Genomic DNA, 18,125 nt, shown 5'->3' with positions numbered 1-18,125 from the left:
CGCCCGCCAGCGGCCGCTAAATCATGCCGCCCCGGACGCCTGTCCGGTGTGCCAAACCGGTGCAGATTTGTGCCAAATCCGCCGCCGCGCTACAGGAGAGACCCAGCACGCCGTTTACAGCCGCACCCTATGCCAACAGTGTTGGCATAAATCAGCAACGACAGCCGGTGAAAAAAAAGGCCCGTAAGCTATTGATTTTATTGGTGGGCGATGACGGGTTCGAACCGCCGACCCTCTCGGTGTAAACGAGATGCTCTGCCAGCTGAGCTAATCGCCCGCTCTATGCGTTGTCCGGATTGCGGTGTCTTCGTGAGGGCTCATGTGTTCGGGTGTCGACGGGAGCTGCCAGTTCAGATGGCAGGCGGACACCGCGACCCGGCCTCCGCCCCTCCCCTCGGTCTCCTGGACCGGCCCCGGGGCGATGCCGGATCCTGAGAGCCCGACACTCTTTTGAATGCGATCCCTCGGGCCCCAGTCGGGGTCCCCCGGGCCCGGAACACCGAGCACAGGGGGACGTCGTTGGCTAGTTCACAGCGTCCTTCAGCGCCTTCCCGGGCTTGAACTTCGGCAGGCGCGAGGCCGGAATGGTAATCTTTTCGCCCGTCCGCGGATTGCGTCCCTCGGACTCCGCACGTTCCGACACGGCAAAGGTTCCGAAGCCGACGAGGCGCACCTCGGTTCCCGTCTTCAGAGCGTCCGTGATAGCGTCGAACACGCTATCCACCGCTTTCGTGGCGTCGGCTTTGGACAACTCCGCGCTATCCGCAACGGCGGCGACGAGATCGTTCTTGTTCACTGGTGAAACCCCCTTCCCTGGGAAAAAGCAGTGGCGAAATCAATGGACGGGCGCAATGGCTGGAAAAACGGCCGCAACTCTAGAACGCCCTTTCGCAAGCCGTCAATTCGGGACGCGCCGGCTGGAACGCCGCCAAACCCGCCGTTCCCGACACTCTTGCCGTGATGCGCCGGGAATGCAAGGGGTCTGGCGGGGCGAACGGCGATGAAAAGACCGCCGTGCTCCCATCGCATCTCCTTGCGCATCGCGGCCGTGGCTGGGTCGCCACGAAAAGGGGGCCGGATACACCATCCGGCTCCTCCACGTGTCTGTGCGACCGGTCGCCGGTCAGTGTGGTAGCGTGGCCTCATGGGAGCCGCTATCGGCCGGCTTGCTGAGCGCCTGATCGGCGGCCTCGGCGTCGGCTTCCGTCCACTCAATGGGCGTCAGCGGCCGGACCAAGGCGTTCGACAGAACCTCGTCGACGGTTGTCACGGGGATGATGGTCAAGCCCCGTTTTACGTTGTCCGGAATCTCGGCCAGGTCCTTTTCGTTCTCACGTGGGATCAGAACGGTGCTCAAACCGCCGCGAAGCGCCGCCAGAAGCTTTTCCTTCAGGCCCCCGATCGGCAGCACGCGCCCCCGCAAGGTGATCTCGCCGGTCATGGCGATGTCCTTGCGCACTGGAATGCCGGTCAGCGCGGAGACCATGGATGTGCACATTGCGATACCGGCCGACGGGCCATCCTTCGGGGTGGCCCCCTCCGGGACGTGCACGTGGATCTCGCGCTTCTCGAACAAGGTCGGCCGGACGCCGAACGAGACCGACCGGGACCGGATGTAGGAGCGTGCCGCCTGCACGGACTCCTTCATGACATCACCCAGATGACCCGTCAGCGTGATGCCGCCTTTGCCCGGCATGATGAGAGCCTCAATCGAAAGCAATTCGCCGCCCACCTCTGTCCAGGCCAGTCCGGTCGTCACCCCGACGAGATCTTCCGCCTCAACCTCCCCGAAACGGTACCGACGCACGCCGGCGTACTTTTCGAGGTTGCGGCGGGTGACCGCCACGCGGTCCCGCGATTTGCTCAGCAACAGGTCCTTGGCTGCCTTCCGCGCCAAGCCTGCAAGCTCGCGCTCCAGGTTCCGGACGCCGGCTTCCCGAGTGTAGTAGCGGACCAGGTCGCGCAAGGCGTCCTCGGAGATGGACCACTCTCCCTTCCGCAGGCCGTGAGCCTTCATCTGCTTCGGGATCAGGTGGCGCGTCGCGATGCCGACCTTCTCATCCTCGGTGTAGCCTGACAGCCGGATGATCTCCAACCGGTCCAGCAGCGGCTGCGGCATACGCAGGCTGTTGGCGGTGGTGACGAACATGACGTCCGACAGATCGTAATCGACCTCCAGATAGTGGTCGTTGAAGGTGTTGTTCTGCTCAGGGTCCAGAACCTCCAGCAGCGCCGACGACGGATCGCCGCGCCAGTCGTTGCCGAGTTTGTCGACCTCGTCCAGCAGGAACAGCGGGTTCGAGGTCTTGGCCTTCTTCATGCCTTGAATGACCTTGCCGGGCATGGAGCCGATGTAGGTCCGGCGATGGCCCCGGATCTCCGACTCATCGCGTACGCCACCAAGCGAAACGCGCACGAAGTTCCGCCCCGTGGCCCGCGCGACCGACTTGCCAAGCGACGTCTTTCCGACGCCGGGGGGGCCCACGAGGCAGAGGATCGGCCCGCGCAACTTCGCGGTTCGAAGCTGGACGGCGAGGTATTCGAGGATGCGGTCCTTGACCTTTTCAAGGCCGTGGTGATCGGCGTTCAGGATGCGTTCCGCCTCGCGCAGATCGCGCTTGGTCTTCGAACGCTTGCGCCAGGGAATCGACAGCATCCAGTCAAGGTAGTTGCGCACCACGGTGGCTTCCGCCGACATCGGGCTCATGTTGCGCAGCTTGCGCAACTCGGCTTGGCACTTCTCGCGCGCTTCCTTGCTCAGGCGGGTCTTATTGATTTTGTCCTCAAGCTCCTGGAGCTCGTCGCGTCCGTCCTCGCCTTCGCCCAGTTCCTTCTGAATCGCTTTTAGCTGTTCGTTCAGATAATACTCACGCTGAGTCTTCTCCATCTGACGCTTAACGCGACCACGGATCTTTTTCTCGACCTGCAAGACGCCGATTTCGGACTCCATGAACGCGTACAGACGTTCCAGCCGCTCGGCGACGGACCGTGTCTCCAAGACCTCCTGCTTTTCGGGTATCTTCAGGGCCAGATGCGAGGCAACGGTGTCGGCCAGTTTGGCCGCGTCTTCGATCTGGTTGACCGAAACAAGCACTTCGGGCGGAATCTTCTTATTGAGCTTCACGTACTGCTCGAACTGCCCGACGACCGAGCGTAGCAGCGCTTCGAGCTCCTGCTCGCCTTCCTCATCGGAGGGAACCGGGGTGGCCTCCGCCTCAAAAAAGGCGTCGCTGTCGGTATATTGAGTGATCCGGGCCCGATGGCTGCCTTCCACCAGCACCTTTACGGTTCCATCGGGGAGCCGCAGGAGCTGAAGGACGGTGCTGACCGTACCGACGGCGTAGATGTCGTCCGGCGAGGGGTCATCCTGCGCCGCATTCTTCTGCGCCACGAGGAGGATTTCCTTATCCTCGGCCATGACGTTTTCGAGCGCGCGCACGGACTTCTCGCGGCCGACAAACAGGGGCACGATCATGTGCGGGAACACGACGATGTCCCGCAGGGGCAAAACCGGATAGGTCTGTGTCGAGCCGATGTCCACGGGCAAGCCTCTTTCTTGCAGGCCGGGGCGGGCTACGCAAGCCGGCCCTGGTCTCTGAGGCGCCCCGGTACGACGGGGCGCGCGATGTCACGCAGATGTGGGACAAGCCCACATCTCGATCAAGCCTGAATACCGGCCGAGTGCCGGCATGGCGTCCCAGACGGGCCGTTTCAGCGACGGTGAGCCACACACCGGCGACTTTCGACACCGCACTTCAGGTGCCGAAGCCGTCCAATGGAGTAACGAGAACCGCCCGCGTTGGAGAACTGCGGACCTCCAAAACGCAACAAGGGTCGCACCATCGGCGACCCCTGTCACGAATGACGGCCTCCGTCGCGTGCTCGCAGCGCGTGATCGCGCTGCGAGCGCCGTCTCAGGCCGAACTGCCGACGTCCTCGCGACGGTCGGCGTAGATGAACAGGGGTTTGGCCCGCCCCTCGGCGACCTCCCGGTTCACGACGACCTCGCTGACGCCTTCCAAGCTCGGCAGGTCGAACATGGTTTCCAGAAGGATGCCCTCCATGATCGAGCGCAATCCCCGGGCGCCGGTCTTCCGTGCGATGCCCTTCTGCGCGATGGCTTCAAGGGCGTCGTCCGCGAAGGTCAACTGTGTGTTCTCCATTTCGAACAGGCGCTGGTACTGCTTGACCAGGGCATTTTTCGGTTTGGTCAGAATTTCGACCAAGGCGGCCTCGTCCAGATCATCCAGCGTTGCCAAAACCGGCATCCGGCCCACGAATTCCGGGATCAGCCCATACTTGAGAAGATCCTCAGGCTCAACCTGACGGAGGATCTCGCCGGTGCGCTTTTCCTCCGGCGCCCGCACATCCGCACCGAAGCCGATCGATGTGCCGCGACCGCGCTGCGCGATGATCTTGTCCAGGCCGGCGAACGCGCCGCCGCAGATGAACAGGATGTTGGTGGTGTCGACCTGAAGGAATTCCTGCTGCGGGTGCTTGCGTCCACCCTGCGGGGGCACCGATGCAACGGTGCCTTCCATGATCTTCAGCAGGGCCTGCTGCACGCCTTCGCCGGAGACGTCGCGCGTGATCGAGGGGTTGTCCGACTTGCGCGAAATCTTGTCGATCTCGTCGATGTAAACGATGCCACGTTGGGCCCGTTCGACATTATAGTCCGACGCCTGCAACAGCTTGAGGATGATGTTCTCGACGTCCTCGCCGACATACCCTGCTTCGGTCAGGGTGGTGGCGTCGGCCATCGTGAACGGCACATCCAGGATGCGCGCGAGGGTCTGGGCTAGGAGGGTTTTGCCGCACCCAGTCGGTCCCATCAGCAGAATGTTGGACTTCGCCAACTCGACTTCACTGTTTTTGCCGCCCTGACTCAGGCGCTTGTAATGGTTGTGAACGGCAACCGAGAGCACTTTTTTGGCGTGCGGCTGGCCAATCACATAGTCATCCAGAACGCCGAGAATATCGCGAGGAGTCGGGACACCGTCTCGTGATTTCACGAGCTGCGTCTTATTCTCCTCCCGGATAATATCCATGCACAGTTCGACACACTCGTCGCAAATGAACACGGTCGGGCCGGCAATGAGCTTGCGTACCTCATGCTGACTCTTTCCGCAGAAAGAACAGTACAAAGTATTCTTGGAATCGCCACCTGAAGACTTGCTCATAACCACTCCAATTCCGCGAATGACGAACCCCCGAAGAGCTCGTCACGATCCTGGCGCCCCAAGACACGTATGCGGCCGTCCTGAACCGACACAAACGGGAACGCTCGGACACCCGCGTCCCACTTTACAACGCCTTCATAATAACCGTCGACGGAACGGCCACACAACGCCTAAATCCGCCCTCTGGGGGCGAAGACCGCGCGCATCGCCGCGACGGGCCGGGGCGATGCGCCGGTCATCGGTTACGGCGTGTCCGTACCGTCGGTGTCGTCGTCGGCCGCCCGGCGGTTGACCACGACCTCGTCAATCAGGCCGAAGTCTTTGGCCTCTTCAGGCGGCATGAACTTGTCGCGCTCCATCGCTGCCTCGACCACCTCGATCGGCTGGCCGGTGTGATGGACGAAAATGCGGTTCAGACGCTCGCGGATCGCCAGGATTTCCTTGGCGTGAATCTCGATATCCGTCGCCTGTCCCTGAAAGCCACCAGAGGGCTGATGAACCATGATCCGGGAATTGGGCAACGCGAACCGCTTGCCGGCCGCGCCGGCGGTCAGCAGCAGGGAGCCCATGGACGCCGCCTGGCCCACGCACACAGTCGAGACGTCGCACCGGATATAGTTCATGGTGTCGTAGATACCGAGACCCGACGTCACCACACCGCCTGGTGAATTGATGTAAAAGGCGATGTCCTTGGTGGGATTTTCAGACTCCAGGAACAGAAGCTGAGCGGAGATCAGACTAGCCACCTGGTCGTTCACGGCGCCGGTCAAGAAGATGATGCGTTCCTTGAGAAGACGCGAATAAATATCATACGACCGCTCCCCGCGATTGGTCTGTTCGACCACCATGGGGACCAGCGTGTTGGCATACACCTCAATCGGATCACGGTCTATCATCGGGCTCTCTCAATCATGCGGGCGCGGACAGCCGGGCCCGAACTCCGGAATGGGGGGCGACGGTACCGGTGGGCTCGGCTGCCCAAACACGTAGTGCGCCCCCCGAACGCTGTCGAGCCCGGAACGCAGAGCGGGGCTCCGCGACGGGTCAGGCGGCGGTTTCGCCGCCCTCTTTGTCGTCGGGATCGGGGGCCATCAGCTCTTCGGCCGACACCGTCCGTTCCGTAACCTGCGCCAACTCCAGGATGTAGTCGACGACCTTGTTTTCAAAGATTGGCGGGCGAAGCTCTTCCATGGCGTCGGGGTTCTGGCGGTAATAATTGAGCACCGCCTGTTCCTGCCCGGGGAAGGAGCGCACCTGTTCCGCCAGCGCTTGGTTCATATCGTCCTGGGTGACGGTGACGTTGTTGTCCTCGCCGACCTTGGCCAGAAGCAGGCCCAGGCGGACGCGCCGTTCGGCGATGGCGCGGTATTCGGCGCGCAGGTCATCGTCGCTCTTCGCCTTGTCCTCGTCATCCAGCTGGTCGTTTTCGCGCGCCTGCTCCAGCTGCTTCCAGATGCCGTCGAACTCGACGTCCACGAGGCCCTGCGGAACCTCCTGCTGGAATTGCTCCGCCAGTTGGTCGAGCAACCGACGCTTGGTCTTTTCGCGGCTTGCGCGCTGGTATTCCTGGGCAATTTGATCGCGGATGGCCTGCTTGAGCTCGTCCAGCGTTTCGCGACCGAAGGTCTTCGCCATCTCATCGTCGAGCGGCATGGCGCTGGGCTGGCGCAGTTCCTTGACGGTGACGTCGAAGGTGACGGCCTGACCGGCCAGGTCCTCGGCGCCGTAGTCCTCTGGGAACGTAAGCGCAACCTCCTTCTGCTCCCCGACGGTGATGCCGATGAGGGCGTCCTCAAATCCCGGAATGAAGGTGTTCGAGCCCAGTTCGAGCGAGTAGTCCTCGGCCGTGCCGCCCGGGAACGGTTCGCCGTCCTTCTTGCCGACGAAGTCGATCACAACGATGTCGCCGGACTGGGCGGGGCGCGCCTCCTCGACCGGCTCCGAGCCGCGCCGGGAGTTCGCCAAACGCTCCAGGGCCGTGTCGACCTCCTCCTCGGAGACCTCGGCCACCTCCCGCTCGATCGACAGCGCAGAGAAATCCGGTGTCTCCATCTCGGGCAGCAGCTCGACCGCGATGGTCAGGCTCAAATCGCCTTCCGGCTCGTATTCCGAGATCTCGACCTTGGGCTGAAGCGCCGGCCGGAGCTCGTTGTCCTTGATGACCGTCTGCACGGCGTCCTGGGCCGCCTGTTCCAGCACTTCGCCCATCACATGGCCACCGAACCGCTTCTTCAGCAGCGACATCGGAACCTTGCCGGGACGGAAGCCGGGAATGCGAACCTGGGAACCGACCTCTTCCAATCGGCTCTCGGTCTTCTCGTTCAGGCTGTCGGCGGGAACGACAACCTTGAATTCGCGCTTCAGCGCCTCGCTGTGGGTTTCGGTCACCTGCATGGCTTGTCCTGGCACCTTGGCTTGGGAAGGAGGATCCGACTCGACGAATGTACGAAAAACGAACGCCGAACCGCGAACGTCGAAGCGGCGATGGTGCGGGCGAAGGGACTTGAACCCCCACGGCTGAAAGCCACCAGAACCTAAATCTGGCGTGTCTACCAATTCCACCACGCCCGCGGCGCGTCGGCCGGATCCGCGAGTTGCCGAGACTCATAGACAATCGGTCCGGCCAAGGGCAATACCCGTTTTGCCGAACAGGGGTTCGAATGACGAGAATGTCTCTGGGGGTTTTTCTTTTTGCTTGTCCTTGGCACGCCAACGGGTGAAGGTTGCGAACCGGACATGATATAAAAGCGGCGGAGTACACGGAGGGGGTGTGCCTGCCTTGCGCGTCGGATCTGTCTGACGGTGCCGCAATATCGGCACAGGGGGCGGGTCTGTGCGGTATGGCCCGAGAGAGGTATCATGGCCGACACCAGGGATCGGGATGCGCGGCTTGCGTTTCTGAAAATGGACCCCTCGATCCGTCCGTTGCTGCAAGAGGCCGGACAGGTTCTCGAACCTCATATCGAAGGTATCCTCGACGCCTTTTACGATCATCTGAGGGCGACGCCGGGTATGATGGAGATGTTCGACTCTCCCGCCCGCATGAAACATGCCCGCGACATGCAGCGCGCCCACTGGATGAACACGATCTTCAAGGGGACGATCGACGACGCGTATTTCGACAACGCGGATCGCATCGGCCGGATCCACGAGAGGGTCGGTCTGGAACCGCGCTGGTACCTGGGCGGGTACGCCTTTGTCATCAAGCGGGTCGAAGCCATCGTCATGGAGACGTACCGGCGCAAACCGCAGCGCGGCATTGCGATCATGGGGGCGGTGACACAGGCCCTTTTTCTCGATATGGACATCGTTATTTCGTCCTATGTGCACACAGCGCGCGATAATCTGAAGAAAGTCCTTGAAAACTATGCGCGCGAGTTCAAATCAAGCGTGCAGGATACGGTTCAGATCGTCGCGGCCGCAGCGACCGAGCTTCAGAACACGGCCGCGTCCATGCGTCACACGTCGGAGGCCACGGCGACACAGGTCCGCCATGTCGCGGACTCAGCGAGCGAGGCCTCGGAAAACGTGCGCGGTGTGGCGAACGCGAGCGAGGAACTGAACGCCGCGATCGAGGAAATCACGCGTCAGGTGACGGACTCCCTGCGAATCTCCAATGAGGCGGTTGATAAGGCCGAGCGTGGCAATACCCTCGTCGCGTCGCTGACCGAATCGGCGGACAAGATCGGGACGGTGGTCCGCTTCATCACCGACATCGCTGCCCAGACCAATCTTCTGGCCTTGAACGCGACCATCGAGGCGGCCCGCGCCGGGGACGCGGGTAAGGGCTTCGCCGTCGTCGCCAACGAGGTCAAGACACTGGCCGGTCAGACCGCGCGCGCGACGGAGGAAATCTCGGCGCAGGTTGGCGCCGTCCAAGGGGCAACGCGAGAGACGGTGACCGCCATTCAGGGCATCGGCGGAACCATCGCGCTGGTTCGCGAGATCAGTGAGGCCATCGCGGCGGCCGTCGAAGAACAATGCGCCGCCACGCGGGAAATCGCGCGCAACGTCGGTTCGGCCAGCGCAGCGACCGACGATGTGGCCTCGACCATCACCAACGTACGCGAAATGGCGCATGAGACCGGGAGCGCGGCGGCGGAAGTGCAGACCTCGGCCGCCGATCTCGCCCGTCAGTCGGAGGAACTGCGGGCCAAGGTGGATTCGTTCCTGGAGGCCATCCGAAGCAGCGTCGTGTGACGGTCAGCTCAGCGCAGCAACCAGGGCGCGCAGGCCGCCGGCGACGACGGTCAGCGTGAGAACACCGGCGGCCCAAAGGCCGCCGAACCACGCCAGACGGCGCCACAGCGGACCGGGGGACCGTTGGCGTTCAGCCATGGTATCCGTCCTCGGCCGTGACTTTGCCCCGGAACACCCAATACGCATAAATGGTGTAGCCGAGGACCATCGGCAGCGCGCACAGCACGGCGACGAGCGTGAACATGAGGCTGCTGTCCGGCGCGGCCGCGTTTTCGATGGTCAGCCCCGGGGGCACGATCATTGGCCACAGGCTGATTCCGATGCCGCAATAGCCCAGCACGAACAGGCCCACGGCCATCACGAAGGGTTCCCAGATCCAGCCCTGCGACAGCCCGCGCCACAGCATCAAGGCGACCAGACCCGTCAGAAGCGGTACGGGCGCCAGATAGAGGAAGTGCTGGCCGCCGAACCAGCGCTCGGCGATGGGCGGGTAGAGCAGGGGGGTCAGTCCGCTGACCGCCGCCATGGCAATCAGCACGCCGACCAGGGCGACGGTCGCCCAGTTGCGGGCCCGGGCTTCCAGGGGGGCGTGGGTCTTCATCACCAGCCATGTGGCACCGAGCAGCGCATAGCCGGCCATCACACCCAATCCGGCAATGACGGAGAGCCCGGTAAACCAGTCGAACGGGCCCCCGGCGAAGGCGCGATCTTCCATCCGCACGCCCTCGATCAGGCCGCCGAGCATGGCGCCCTGGCAGAACGCCGCCGTGGCCGAGCCCAGGGTGAAGGCCCAGGACCAGAAGGCCTTGGATCGCCGCGCCTTCATGCGGAATTCGAACGCCACTCCCCGGAAGATCAGCGCGAACAGCATGGTCATCAGGGGGACATAGAAGGCCGGCAGGGCCACCGCGTACGCGGTCGGGAATGCGGCGAACAGCACAGCGCCGCCAAGGATCAGCCAAGTCTCATTGCCGTCCCACACCGGCGCGATGCTGGCCACCATGGTGTCGCGGGCGTCGTCGTCCGGGGCCATCGGAAGCAGCATGCCGACCCCCAGGTCGAAACCGTCGAGCAGGACATAGATGATGACGCCGACGCCGATGATGCCGGCAAGGACAAGCGGAAGATCGAACTCGGTCACAGCACGCGCCTCCCTCTCATTCGGCCGGTTTGCCGACGCCGTCCGCGCCGACCGCGGCGCGGGGCGTGCGGCTCGGCGTCACATCGGGCGTATCGTCGGCATCGGGGGCGGGCGGTCCGGCGCGCACGACACGCGCGGCGTACCACAGGAACGCAACCAACAATCCCGAGTAGACCACGATGAACGAAACCAGAGACGTCGCCACGGCGCCCGACGCCACCGGGGACGCGCTCTCCGTCGTGCGCAGGATGCCATAAACCGTGTAGGGCTGCCGGCCGACCTCGGCGACCATCCACCCGGCGATGGTGGCGACGAACCCGGACGGTCCGGAGAGAATGCAGGCCCAGTGCAGCCATGGGGTGGAGAACAGCTGCCCCCGCCATCGCAGCCACACCCCCAGGGCACTCAGCGCGATCATCCACAAGCCGATTGCCACCATGATCCGGAACGAAAAGAACACCGTGGCCACGGGCGGCTGGTCGGCACGGTCCACCTCGTTCAGACCGCGCACCTCACCGGTCCAGTCGTGGGTCAGGATCAGGCTGGCGACGTTGGGAACGCCGATCTCGGCATGGTTCTCCTGGGCGTCCTGATCGGGCAGGGCGAACAGCAGCAGCGGGGCGCCCCGTTCGGTCTCCCACAGGCCCTCCATGGCCGCCACCTTCATCGGCTGGTGCTCCAGCGTGTTCAGGCCATGCTGGTCCCCGACGAGGAGTTGCGTCGGGGCGACGATGGCCGCGAGCAGCAGACCGAGCGACAGGCCCTTGCGCGCAACGGCCTCGTGATGGCGGCGCACCAGATGCCACGCCGAGACGGCCGCTACCACGAACGCGCCGGTCAGGAACGACGCCAGCACCATGTGGGTGACGCGGTAGGGCATGGAGGGGTTGAAGATCACCGCCCACCAGTCCTGGACCACGGCGCGGCCGTCGATCCACTCCACCCCGGCCGGTGTGTGCATCCAAGAGTTCGCGGCCAGGACCCAGAACGCCGAGTTGATGGTCCCAATGGAGACCAGAATGGTGGCGAGGAAGTGCAGCCGATTGCCGACCTTGCGCCAGCCGAACAGCATGACGCCGATGAATCCGGCCTCGACGAAAAAAGCGGTCAAGACCTCGACTGACAGGAGCGGCCCCAGCACCGGGCCGGTCGCGTCGGAGAAGCGGCTGAAGTTAGTGCCGAATTGGTACGACAACACCAGTCCCGACACCACGCCCATCCCAAAGGCCAGCGCGAACAGCTTGGCCCAGAACAGGTACAGGCTTTTGTACACGGGATTGTGCGTGCGCAGCCACAGCGCCTCGACCGTGACCAGGAACCAGGCCAGCCCGATCGTCAGGGTTGGAAAGAGAATATGAAATGAGACCGTAAAGGCGAACTGGATGCGCGCCAGAAGGATGGGGTCGATATCGGCAAGCATGGGGGAACAGGCTCCCGTTGCGGTCGGACGGCGGCAGCGGCGCCGCCGCCGCCGCGCGCGTTCGCGGATGCAACAGGGATATGGGGCCCGCCCGGTTTGGTTCCAGACGCGGGACTTGCCGGCGCGCCGAAAAATCGCGGACGCGGTGTCGTTTCGTCCGGTGCTGGAGAATGCACCATCACATAAGGATCGAGACACACATCCGCATTGAGGGTATATGGGCCACCAGGTGCCGTCGCGGCACGGGTCCATCCAGCATCTTCGGGTTCTGGCCGCACAGACGTGTTCGTGGGGCGTGTGCTGCACTCACTGGTTTCGCGGGGAAAGAGGCGATGACTTTCAAGCGGCTGTGGGCGAGAGACCCGACGACTACTCTCGTCCTTGTCGGTTTTGTTTTGGTCGGCTGCGACCAGGACGCTTCTGAGTCATACGAGGTGCTTAACAATACGGTGCCGGCCGGCGGCCCGACCCTACAGGTCGATCCAACCACAGGGCCGGCCAACATCGCCCAGCTCACCGCTGGGTTTAGCGAGGCGGAGGCGGCGGTTGTCGAGCAGTCCCTGGCTTGGTACGGCACGGAATCACGGTTCGCCCTGTCCAGACTTCAGGGCAGCACCGCCCGTGACCTGGTGGATGTGGTCAACTGCCTAAAGCAGGACGAGGGCGGACCCGAGGAAGAGCGCTGCTTTAAGTAACGGCCCGGCGCTGCGTCGCGGCCGTGGTCGAGCCCTAAACCCCCCGGTCGGTCGGTTGCGCGCCCGGACCCGATCGGATGACCGGCACATTGTCGATCAGCCGGGTGGAGCCAAGCCGCACGGCGGCAAGCAGCCGGCCTACGCCCGTCGAGGGAAGGGCGGGGAGGGGAGCCAGGGTCTCGGGGTCCCGCAGGTCCAGGTACTCAACGATCGCGAACCCCGCCGCTGTCAGGCGCGCGCGAGCGTCGGCCAACTGCGGTGCGGCTGGAGCGCCCGTGGCCAGCGTGGCCGCCGTTTCGCTCAGCACGCGGAACAGCGCCGGGGCGATCGTGCGTTCGGCCTCGGTCAGGTAGGCGTTGCGCGAGGAGAGGGCCAAGCCGTCCTCGGCGCGGACCGTCGCCCCGCCAACGATCTCCACCGGGATATCGAGATCCGTCACCAGCCGCCGTATGACCTGGAGCTGCTGGTAGTCTTTTTCGCCGAACACGGCCATATCGGGCAGCGCGCGCAGCAGCAGTTTCGTGACCACCGTGGCCACGCCCTCGAAGTGGCCCGGGCGGTGGTCGCCGCACAGACCCTTGGAGACACCCTCCACCGTCACGCGGGTCGCGAATCCCGCTGGATACATGGACTCCGCGTCCGGCGCGTACACCGCGCGGCACCCGACCTCGGCCAGCCGGGCCGCGTCCTCGGCTTCCTGCCGGGGATAGGTCGAGAAGTCTTCGCCCGGGCCGAACTGGGTTGGGTTGACGAAAATCGTGGCGATGACCCGATCTGCGCGTTCCAAGGCGGTGCGCACCAACGACAGGTGACCGGCGTGCAACGCGCCCATGGTCGGGACGAGGCCGACCCGCAGCCCCTGCGTCCGCCAATCCGCCACGGTCCGTCGCAGGTCCGCAACATCGCGCAGCACGGGCAGGGCGTCGCTCTGCCGGAGTTCGGACACGCTCACGTCGACACTTTGCGTTGGAAGGTGTGTTCCGGCGCCGGGAAGCGGCGCGCCCGGACGTCGGCCGCATACGCGGCAACGGCGGCATCGGTCGCCCCGGCCAGATCGGCATACTTGCGCACGAAGCGCGGCGTGAAGTCGGTGAACAGGCCGAGCATGTCCTCCGCGACCAGCACCTGACCGTCGCAGGCGGCCGAGGCCCCGATCCCGATCGTCGGGACTGGAACGGTCTGTGTGACGCGATCAGCCACGTCCACCATCGTACCCTCGACCACGATGGCGAAGGCTCCCGCGTCGGCGATCGCCTGGGCGTCCTCCAGCAGGGCCTCCGCGCCGGCCTCGTCGCGGCCTTGCGCGCGGAACCCGCCCATCGCATGCACCATCTGCGGCCGCAACCCGACATGTCCCATCACCGGGATGCCGCGGGCCACAAGAAACGCCACGGTGTCCGCCATTTCCCGGCCACCCTCGATCTTAACGGCCGGCGCTCCGGTTTCCGCCAGCACCCGGGCCGCGTTGCGGAACGCCACGGCCGGGCTTTCCTGCGCCGTGGCGAACGGCATGTCGACGACCACCAGGGCGCGGTCCGAACCCCGCATCACGGCCTGACCATGCGCGATCATCATATCGAGCGTGACGCCCACGGTGGTGGGCATGCCATACAGCACCATGCCGAGGGAATCGCCGACCAGAAGCAGGTCGACATGCGGGTCGAGCAGGCGTGCGGTGGGGGTGGTGTACGCGGTCAGGCAGACCACCGGGTCGCCCCCCTTGCGGGCCTGAATGTCACGCACGGTCCGGCGGGACTGTGCGACGGGACGGACGGCACTCATCGTCGGCTCCTGTCGATCATTCGGCGGAACGCGGGCATGGTTCGCAATGGCCCGCGTAGCCCGGGCCGGGCGCCGTGGCGTCCAGCGGCGGCATCCCGACCGAACGGGTGCTCGGCGTCCTGGGATCACAGGTCACCCCACGAACGCAAAAAACCGCACGACCAAGACCACCCATCCTCGGGGCCCCCTGGTATCGTACGGCCTTAATGCTTATGGAAGCGGATAGCCGCCGCCGTCAAGACTGGACGTGCGACCGTCTCACGGTTTGCGGCGGAACAGACTCCGCGGCGCGCCTATGCCCGGTGGCCCCTCGTGCCTTTCCACAAGGGACAAAAAAATCCCGGGGCGGATGCCCCGGGCAAGTGGAGGGAGGAACGCGCCCGACGGCGCGGGGCTCGATCCGGTGGACCCGGGCCGTGGGCCCGCCGAACCGAAACTCTGTGGACCGTGGCCTGCCCGGCGACAGACGAACGCTGTCGTTTCAGGCGGCCCGAGGCCTTGATCCCCACGATACGGGGACCAAGGCCGGTCCCGATTAGATCGCCTGCGAACCGCGACCGAACTCGGGGTAGGCCTCAAGGCCCAGTTCCGCCTTGTCCAGACCGATCGCTTCTTCCTCTTCGGACACCCGGATGCCCATGGTCATCTTCAGAATGCTCCAGATGACAAAGCTTACGACGAACACAAAGGCCCCGATCGACACCACGCCCAACGCCTGGGAGCCGAAGTTGGTGTCGCTGTTGGTCAGCGGAACCGCCATGGTGCCCCAGATGCCACACACCAGGTGGACCGGGATGGCGCCGACCACGTCGTCGATCTTCAGCTTGTCCAGCAGCGGCACGGCGATGACCACCAGCACCCCGCCGATGCCCCCGATCAGGATGGCCATGATCGGCGACGGAGTCAGAGGCTCGGCCGTGATGGAGACCAAGCCGGCAAGCGCGCCGTTCAACGCCATGGTCAGGTCGACCTTGCCGTACATCGCCTGGGTCATGATCATCGCGATCGTGACACCGGCGGCGGCGGCGAGGTTGGTGTTGACGTAGATGGTGGAAATCGCCGTGACGTCGGCCGCGCTGCCCATAGCGAGCTGCGAGCCGCCATTGAAGCCGAACCAGCCCAGCCACAGGATGAAGGTGCCGAGGGTCGCCAACGGAAGGTTGGCGCCCGGCATCGGGTTCACCTTGCCATCTGGGCCGAACTTACCGATGCGGGCGCCGAGCAGAATGGCGCCGGACAGCGCGGCCCAGCCGCCCGTCGAGTGCACGATGCTCGAACCGGCGAAGTCGCTGAAACCGGCCTCGGACAGCCAGCCACCGCCCCACTGCCAAGCCCCCTGGATCGGGTAAATGACCCCGGTCAGGACTACCACGAAGATCATGAAGGGCCACAGCTTGATGCGCTCGGCCAGCGTGCCGGACACGATGGAGGCCGCAGTGGCGACGAACACCATCTGGAAGAACCAGTCGGAGGCCCCGGCGTAGCCGCCGTCACCCGTGAACGCACCGTCCGCCGTGAGCGGATCGTCCGCCCCCCAGGGGCCCGGAATGCCGAACAGCCCGCCGGTGCTGGCGACATCGTTGTACATCAGGTTGTAGCCGATGACCCAGAACATCAGACCGCCAATGGAATAGATGGCGATGTTCTTCAGCATCTGCATGGTGGTGTTCTTGGATCGGACCAGACCACCTTCCAGCATGCCGAAACCGGCCGCCATGAACATGACCAGGAAGCCATGAAGCATGAACGACAGGGTGTTGAAGATGTACACGGTTTCGCCCGAAACGGCGGGCATGGCGGCCTCGGCCGCCTCCTGAGCCAGGGCCGGCCCGGCCATGGCGACGGCGGCCAAACCGCCCAGCGCGGCGAGCGCAACCTGCGTCTTGCTGCGAATCATCAATCGGTCCTCCTACAGGGCGTCTGCGTCGGTTTCGCCGGTCCGGATGCGCACGGCCTTCTCGACATCCATCACGAACACCTTGCCGTCGCCGATCTTGTCGGTGCGGGCGGCGGTGGTGATGGCTTCGATCACGCGCTCGACCATGTCAGCCGGGACGACGATTTCGATCTTCACCTTCGGCAGAAAATTCACCTGGTATTCGGCGCCCCGATAGATCTCGGTCTGGCCCTTCTGTCGTCCGAAGCCTTTGACCTCGGAGACCGTCAGCCCCTGGATCTCAAGCGCGCCGAGAGCCTCGCGGACCTCGTCAAGCTTGAAGGGCTTGATGATCGCCATGATCAACTTCATTGCCTGTACCCCCAGTGGAACGTCTGGTTTTGCGCCAACGCGGCCCTTGCCCCTCATGGTAGTAGGGCCCGCTAACGTCGTGGTTCGTGGGTAATCAAGCGCCGTGCCAACCGTCAAGTCACGTGACAGTTTCGCGCCTTTTCAAGAGGTTGGAGAGCCGTCGGGCAATGCGTTTCGGAATTCTGACAAACCAGCGGCAAAATCCTGGCCAAAAAAAGGGCCACTGCGCGTTCGCAGTGCATAAATTCTGTGCGCTGCCGCACGGGGGATGCCGCTGCCTCAACCCCGGCCCACGTCCGCCAGAGCACGGGGCCGGGCCGCGCTCCGAAACGCGATGCGGCCCGCCCCATCGCGAGGAGCGGGCCGCATCGTTAGCGTTATACAGTCGGATCGTAGGCTCTGGGCTCCGGTGCTACTTGAACACAACCGTTTTCCGGTTGTTCATGAAGACGCGACGCTCGCAATGCCAGCGGACCGCGCGTGCGAGGACGACGGTTTCGACGTCGCGGCCCATGCGCACCAGCGCTTCGCCCGTGTGTGTGTGATCCACGCGCATCACCTCCTGTTCGATGATCGGGCCTTCGTCCAGGTTCTCGGTGACGTAGTGGGCGGTCGCGCCGATGAGTTTGACGCCTTTTTCGTGGGCCTGCTGATAGGGGCGGGCGCCCTTGAAGCTGGGCAGGAAGGAGTGATGAATGTTTATGCAACGGCCACTCAAGGCGGCGCTCATATCCTGAGACAACACTTGCATGTATCGCGCCAGGACGACCAGATCGATCTCGTTGGTCTCGATCAGGTCGAGGATCTGCCGTTCCTGATCGGCCTTGGTCTCCTTGGTCACCGGCAGATGATAAAACGGGATCCCGTGCCATTCGGCGAGATCGCGCAGGTCCTCATGATTGGAGACGACCGCCGGGATTTGGATGTGGAGCTGCCTGGACTTCCACCGGTTCAGCAGATCGTTCATGCAGTGACCGAAGCGCGAGACGGCGATCAGCACCCGCGGCGGCCGGCTGGCGTCGACCAGCGCCCACTCCATGCCGAAGTTGGTCGCCACAGTCTGGAAATGGCCGCGCATGGTTTCGATGTCGGGCATGTTCGGATGCCCTGCGCGGAACACGCAGCGCATGAAAAAGCGGCCTGTCTGCGGGTCACCGTAACTGTGGGATTCGGTGATGAAGCACTGGTGTCCGGCGAGGAACCCCATGACGGCGGCCTGCACACCAAGCCCGTCGGGGCACTGAACGGTCAACAGGTAGGGTACGGTGGGATCGGCATTCATGCGGGGCGCTCTCTGATCGAGGGGGCGAGCGAATGGGATGGCCGCGAACGGGCCGTGAGATGTGGCGCGGCCCGACACGACGCCCGGGAGAACTGCGGTCAGACTGTCCTGTACCGCACCGCCCCGCCGCGCGAAAGGAGAACCGCGCCAGATGAGCGGAGAACCGCGCCGGCGGCG

15 protein-coding genes and 2 tRNA genes are annotated in these 18,125 nt (G+C 64.3%); 2 read left to right on the top strand and 15 right to left on the bottom strand.

Annotation, left to right across the window (positions count from 1 at the left end):
• Positions 1 to 201 precede the first annotated feature (201 nt).
• The 7 genes from GGD82_RS02600 to GGD82_RS02570 form a co-directional block, all read right to left on the bottom strand.
• A tRNA-Val gene (locus tag GGD82_RS02600) sits at positions 202 to 277 on the bottom strand.
• A gap of 246 nt (positions 278 to 523) precedes the next feature.
• Entirely contained in the window at positions 524 to 796 is a 273-nt protein-coding gene (gene hbs / locus GGD82_RS02595; protein ID WP_150060333.1) for a non-specific DNA-binding protein Hbs, read from the bottom strand.
• A gap of 327 nt (positions 797 to 1,123) precedes the next feature.
• Positions 1,124 to 3,541, bottom strand: a complete 2,418-nt coding sequence (gene lon / locus GGD82_RS02590; RefSeq protein WP_150060334.1) for an endopeptidase La — start codon at positions 3,539 to 3,541, stop codon at positions 1,124 to 1,126.
• Positions 3,542 to 3,914: 373 nt separating this feature from the next.
• The gene (clpX, locus tag GGD82_RS02585; protein ID WP_150060335.1) at positions 3,915 to 5,180 is read right to left on the bottom strand and encodes an ATP-dependent Clp protease ATP-binding subunit ClpX; all 1,266 of its coding nucleotides are present in this window, start codon (positions 5,178 to 5,180) and stop codon (positions 3,915 to 3,917) included.
• Between the two features lie 242 nt (positions 5,181 to 5,422).
• Positions 5,423 to 6,076 carry an ATP-dependent Clp endopeptidase proteolytic subunit ClpP gene (gene clpP / locus GGD82_RS02580; RefSeq protein ID WP_150060336.1) on the bottom strand — a complete coding sequence of 218 codons (654 nt, stop codon included), beginning with the start codon at positions 6,074 to 6,076 and terminating at the stop codon, positions 5,423 to 5,425.
• A 148-nt stretch (positions 6,077 to 6,224) separates the two neighbouring features.
• On the bottom strand, positions 6,225 to 7,574 hold the full coding sequence (tig, locus tag GGD82_RS02575) for a trigger factor (RefSeq protein WP_150060337.1): 1,350 nt from the start codon (positions 7,572 to 7,574) through the stop codon (positions 6,225 to 6,227).
• Positions 7,575 to 7,665: 91 nt separating this feature from the next.
• A tRNA-Leu gene (locus GGD82_RS02570) sits at positions 7,666 to 7,751 on the bottom strand.
• 288 nt (positions 7,752 to 8,039) lie between these two features.
• Here GGD82_RS02570 and GGD82_RS02565 point away from each other — a divergent pair.
• Positions 8,040 to 9,380 carry a globin-coupled sensor protein gene (locus GGD82_RS02565; protein WP_150060338.1) on the top strand — a complete coding sequence of 447 codons (1,341 nt, stop codon included), beginning with the start codon at positions 8,040 to 8,042 and terminating at the stop codon, positions 9,378 to 9,380.
• A gap of 3 nt (positions 9,381 to 9,383) precedes the next feature.
• On the opposite strand, the gene GGD82_RS02560 is transcribed toward GGD82_RS02565, so the two are convergent.
• Genes GGD82_RS02560 through GGD82_RS02550 form a run of 3 tightly spaced genes read right to left on the bottom strand, consistent with a single transcriptional unit; the run spans position 9,384 to position 11,941 of the window.
• A complete protein-coding gene (locus GGD82_RS02560; RefSeq protein WP_150060339.1) occupies positions 9,384 to 9,518 on the bottom strand; it encodes a DUF2474 family protein in 135 nt (44 codons plus the stop codon).
• Positions 9,511 to 10,521, bottom strand: coding sequence for a cytochrome d ubiquinol oxidase subunit II (gene cydB / locus GGD82_RS02555; protein WP_150060340.1), 1,011 nt, complete (start codon positions 10,519 to 10,521; stop codon positions 9,511 to 9,513). Before cydB ends, GGD82_RS02560 begins: the two co-directional genes overlap by 8 nt.
• 16 nt (positions 10,522 to 10,537) lie before the next feature.
• Positions 10,538 to 11,941 carry a cytochrome ubiquinol oxidase subunit I gene (locus tag GGD82_RS02550; RefSeq protein WP_150060341.1) on the bottom strand — a complete coding sequence of 468 codons (1,404 nt, stop codon included), beginning with the start codon at positions 11,939 to 11,941 and terminating at the stop codon, positions 10,538 to 10,540.
• A 434-nt stretch (positions 11,942 to 12,375) separates the two neighbouring features.
• On the opposite strand from GGD82_RS02550, the gene GGD82_RS02545 reads away from it, so the two are divergent.
• Positions 12,376 to 12,636, top strand: coding sequence for a hypothetical protein (locus GGD82_RS02545; protein WP_150060342.1), 261 nt, complete (start codon positions 12,376 to 12,378; stop codon positions 12,634 to 12,636).
• Between the two features lie 34 nt (positions 12,637 to 12,670).
• On the opposite strand, the gene panC is transcribed toward GGD82_RS02545, so the two are convergent.
• From panC to purU, 5 genes are all read right to left on the bottom strand, one after another.
• Positions 12,671 to 13,588, bottom strand: coding sequence for a pantoate--beta-alanine ligase (panC, locus tag GGD82_RS02540; protein WP_150060343.1), 918 nt, complete (start codon positions 13,586 to 13,588; stop codon positions 12,671 to 12,673).
• On the bottom strand, positions 13,585 to 14,418 hold the full coding sequence (gene panB, locus GGD82_RS02535) for a 3-methyl-2-oxobutanoate hydroxymethyltransferase (protein ID WP_150060344.1): 834 nt from the start codon (positions 14,416 to 14,418) through the stop codon (positions 13,585 to 13,587). The genes panC and panB overlap by 4 nt, the downstream gene beginning before the upstream one ends.
• 535 nt (positions 14,419 to 14,953) lie before the next feature.
• Positions 14,954 to 16,315, bottom strand: a complete 1,362-nt coding sequence (amtB, locus tag GGD82_RS02530) for an ammonium transporter AmtB (RefSeq protein ID WP_150060345.1) — start codon at positions 16,313 to 16,315, stop codon at positions 14,954 to 14,956.
• A 12-nt stretch (positions 16,316 to 16,327) separates the two neighbouring features.
• Complete coding sequence (locus GGD82_RS02525; RefSeq protein ID WP_150060346.1) at positions 16,328 to 16,666, bottom strand: P-II family nitrogen regulator; 339 nt, start codon at positions 16,664 to 16,666, stop codon at positions 16,328 to 16,330.
• A gap of 412 nt (positions 16,667 to 17,078) precedes the next feature.
• Positions 17,079 to 17,948 carry a formyltetrahydrofolate deformylase gene (purU, locus tag GGD82_RS02520; protein WP_150060347.1) on the bottom strand — a complete coding sequence of 290 codons (870 nt, stop codon included), beginning with the start codon at positions 17,946 to 17,948 and terminating at the stop codon, positions 17,079 to 17,081.
• Between the last annotated feature and the right edge of the window lie 177 nt (positions 17,949 to 18,125).

It is taken from the genome of Roseospira marina, assembly GCF_014197855.1.
Lineage (GTDB): Bacteria > Pseudomonadota > Alphaproteobacteria > Rhodospirillales > Rhodospirillaceae > Rhodospira > Rhodospira marina.
The sequence above is the reverse complement of the archived record's forward strand: the minus strand, read 5'-3'. Positions and strand labels throughout refer to the sequence as shown.